Genomic DNA, 3,202 nt, shown 5'->3' with positions numbered 1-3,202 from the left:
GGCAGCGGGGGCACGGGGCGGAGTGTACCGCCCCCTGCTGCCCTACAATGCCCCGCGATGATGGCGCGGCAGGCGGGAGACGGTCCGGGACGGGGAGGCACGGGAACGCGGGGGCTGAGCTGGCTGGCCGTGGCAGGGCTGATTCTGCTCACGCTGGCGGGCGCGGCCCTGACGCTGGGGGCCTTTGCCAACCTGAGCCCCGGCGCCCCGCTGTGGCTGCGGACGCTGGGCAGTGTGGAGGCGCTGCTGAGCGGCTCGCTGGGCCTGGGCGACGTGCCGGGGTTCTCGCGAGCGGTGGGCCTGACAGTGCTGACGAGCGTGCTGGCCGCGCTGATCGCCCTGGCCCGGCCCCGCTGAAGAGCGGCAGGAGCCGTCTGGGGCGCGTGCTACGATTGCCCCGTTTTGCCCCCTCAGCACGTGGTCGGGGCCGGGAGGAACTTGTCATGGAACCCTTGCTGATTCAGGAGGTGCTGCAAACGCTGCCGCACCGCTTTCCCTTCGTGCTGGTCGACCGGGTGCTGCGGGCCGGGGAGGGCGAGGTGCATGCCCTCAAGAACGTGAGCATCGGCGAGCCCTTCTTTCAGGGGCACTTTCCGCAGGAACCCGTGATGCCGGGCGTCCTGATCGTGGAGGCGCTGGCGCAGGCGAGCATGTTCTGCCTGCACGGGCAGCTGGAACCCGGCACGGTCGGGTACCTCGCCGGGGTGGAGGGGGCACGGTTCAAGCGCAAGGTGATTCCGGGCGACCAGTTGCACCTGCACGCGCGGCTGGAGTTCCTGCGCCGGGGCCTGGGCAAGACCACCTGCCGCGCCGAGGTGGACGGGCAGGTGGCGGCGGAGGCGACCATTCTGTTCGCGGTGGCGAAGGGGTGAGGAGCCGTATGGCGGGTGAACTTCTCTCTGCACTGCCCGCGAAAGACTGCACCGGGGGCGCAGGATGACCCGCCTCACCCGCCTCGTCACCCGCGAGCTGCTGCCGCCGCTGCTGGTGGGCACGCTGCTGTTCACGGCGATCCTGAGTTTCGGGTACTTCTTCATCTCCAGCCAGTGGCTGCGCGGCGTGCCGCTGGGGCTGGTGGGGCAGTGGATCGCCTATCAGGTGCCCGACACGCTGGTCAAGGTGCTGCCGATGGCGGCCGTCTTGATGACGGTGGTGGCCTTCGGGCGCATGAACACCGAGCGCGAACTCGTGGCGGTGCAGGCCGGGGGCATCAGCCTGGGGCGGATGGCGCGGCCGGTGCTGGTGGTGGGGGCGCTGGTGACGGCGCTCGCGGTGTGGCTGAGCCTGTGGGTGGCGCCCCGCGCGAACGTGGAGACGCGCGGGCTGTACTGGGACGTGCTGACGGGAACGGGCCTCGCGCGGTTGGCCGGGCAGACCCTCGACCTGCGCGGCGGGCTGACCCTCTACCTGGCCGGGTACGACCACGCCACCCGGCAGATGCGCGGGGTGCGGGTGGAGCGCTGGCAGGCGGACGACCTCCGCCGGGGCACCGTCATCTTTGCCGAGGGCGGCACCTTCGAGGGCAACCAGCTCAGCCTGACGGGGTATCAGGTGTTCACCGTGAACTACGCGGCGGCAGCCGAACTGGGCCGGGTTCCGGAGGATGACCCGGCAGCCTTCCGAACGGCGGTGCAGGAGGTCTTTCCGGGCGTGGTGATTCCGGAAGAACCCGGCGCGGTGCTGAACCTGGACACCGGGCGCTCGCGGCAGGAGACATTCGCCCAGTATGCGGACGCCATCGGGGCCGACGCCGGGGGCTGGAATGAACTGACCGCCACCCTGCGCGACCCCGAGGCCACGCCCGCCGAGCGGCAGGNGCGCTCGCGGCAGGAGACATTCGCCCAGTATGCGGACGCCATCGGGGCCGACGCCGGGGGCTGGAATGAACTGACCGCCACCCTGCGCGACCCCGAGGCCACGCCCGCCGAGCGGCAGGACGCCCGCATCGACCTCAACCGCAAGCTGGCGCTGCCGTTCGGGAATCTGGTGCTGGCACTGGCGGCCCTGCCCTTCGCCCTGCGCTACGGACGCACCTTGGGGGTGTCGCTGGGGGTGGCGCTCCTGGTGGCGGTGGCGTACTACCTCGTCTTTTTCGTGGGGCTGACCCTGGCGGGGACGATGCCCGCCTTCCCCGAGCCCGGCGTGTGGCTCGCCAACGTGCTGTTCGCGGCGGTGGGGCTGTGGTTGCTGAGGCGGACGTGACGGAAGACGCCCTGCCCTGTCCCTCCGAACTGCGGGCCCTGATCCTCTCGGCCTCCTTCGGAAGCGGGCACCATCAGGCGAACGGGGCGCTGGACGCGGCGCTGCGGGCGGCGGGAGTGCCGCTGCGGGCACGGCACGCCGACTTCCTGACCTACGTCAATCCGGTCGAGCGGGCGGTCACGGCGGGCACCTACGCGGCGTGGCTGCGCTACGCGCCGGGGATGTACCGGGCCTTTTACGACTGGACCGACCGCGAGAGCGAGCCCCGGGCGCTGACAGGCACCTTCGGCTGGCTGGGCCTGCGCGGGATGCTGCGGGACGTGCGCGAGGTGCGGCCCGAACTCGTCGTGAGTTCCTACCCCACGCCCGTCGCGCTGGCGCACACGGCGCGGCGGCGACTGGGGGCCGACTTCCTGAACGCGCTGGTGGTCACCGACTACCGCGTGCACCACCACTGGGCGCGGCCCGAGGCCGAACTGCTGATGGTGGCGACCGAGGAGGCGCGGGAGCAGATGGGCCGCTGGCGCCTGCCGCCGGGGCGGGTGACCGTCACCGGGATTCCCATCGCCCCGGCGTTCCGGGCGCTGGTGGGGGCCGACCGGGGGGCGCTGCGGAAGAAGCACGGCTTGCGGCCCGACCAGCCCCTGCTGCTGGTCTCGGGCGGGGGCACGGGCACCTACCGGGCGCTGGGGCCGCTGCTGAACGAACTCGCGGGGCTGGGACGCCCGGTGCAGGTGCTGGTGCTCGCCGGAGCGCGGGAGCGGGGCGTGCGGCGCTTCGGCGGCGCGACCATCCACGGGCTGGGCTTCCGCGAGGATTTCCCGGAGCTGCTCGCGGCCTCCGACCTGGTGGTGGGCAAGGCGGGTGGCCTGACGGTGGCGGAGGCGACCGCGCTGGGGGTGCCGCTGGTGGTCCACGACCCCATTCCGGGGCAGGAGGAGCACAACGCCGACTACCTCGTGCGGCACGGGGCGGCGCTGTGGCCGCGCACGCGGGCGGA

At 72.6% G+C, this 3,202-nt stretch carries 4 protein-coding genes; all 4 read left to right on the top strand.

Annotated elements, in window-relative coordinates; all coding sequences use genetic code 11:
* Positions 1-57 precede the first annotated feature (57 nt).
* Positions 58-357 carry a hypothetical protein gene (locus QOL99_RS16085; protein ID WP_285525306.1) on the top strand — a complete coding sequence of 100 codons (300 nt, stop codon included), beginning with the start codon at positions 58-60 and terminating at the stop codon, positions 355-357.
* Positions 358-443: 86 nt separating this feature from the next.
* The gene (gene fabZ, locus QOL99_RS16080) at positions 444-872 is read left to right on the top strand and encodes a 3-hydroxyacyl-ACP dehydratase FabZ (protein ID WP_285525305.1); all 429 of its coding nucleotides are present in this window, start codon (positions 444-446) and stop codon (positions 870-872) included.
* Between the two features lie 64 nt (positions 873-936).
* Entirely contained in the window at positions 937-2,202 is a 1,266-nt protein-coding gene (locus tag QOL99_RS16075) for an LptF/LptG family permease (protein WP_285525303.1), read from the top strand.
* On the top strand, positions 2,199-3,202 hold a 1,004-nt coding region (locus tag QOL99_RS16070), incomplete at its 3' end, for an MGDG synthase family glycosyltransferase (RefSeq protein WP_285525301.1). The genes QOL99_RS16075 and QOL99_RS16070, both read left to right, overlap by 4 nt.

The organism is Deinococcus rhizophilus (genome assembly GCF_030271215.1).
Taxonomy (GTDB): Bacteria; Deinococcota; Deinococci; order Deinococcales; family Deinococcaceae; genus Deinococcus; species Deinococcus rhizophilus.
The sequence above is the reverse complement of the archived record's forward strand: the minus strand, read 5'-3'. Positions and strand labels throughout refer to the sequence as shown.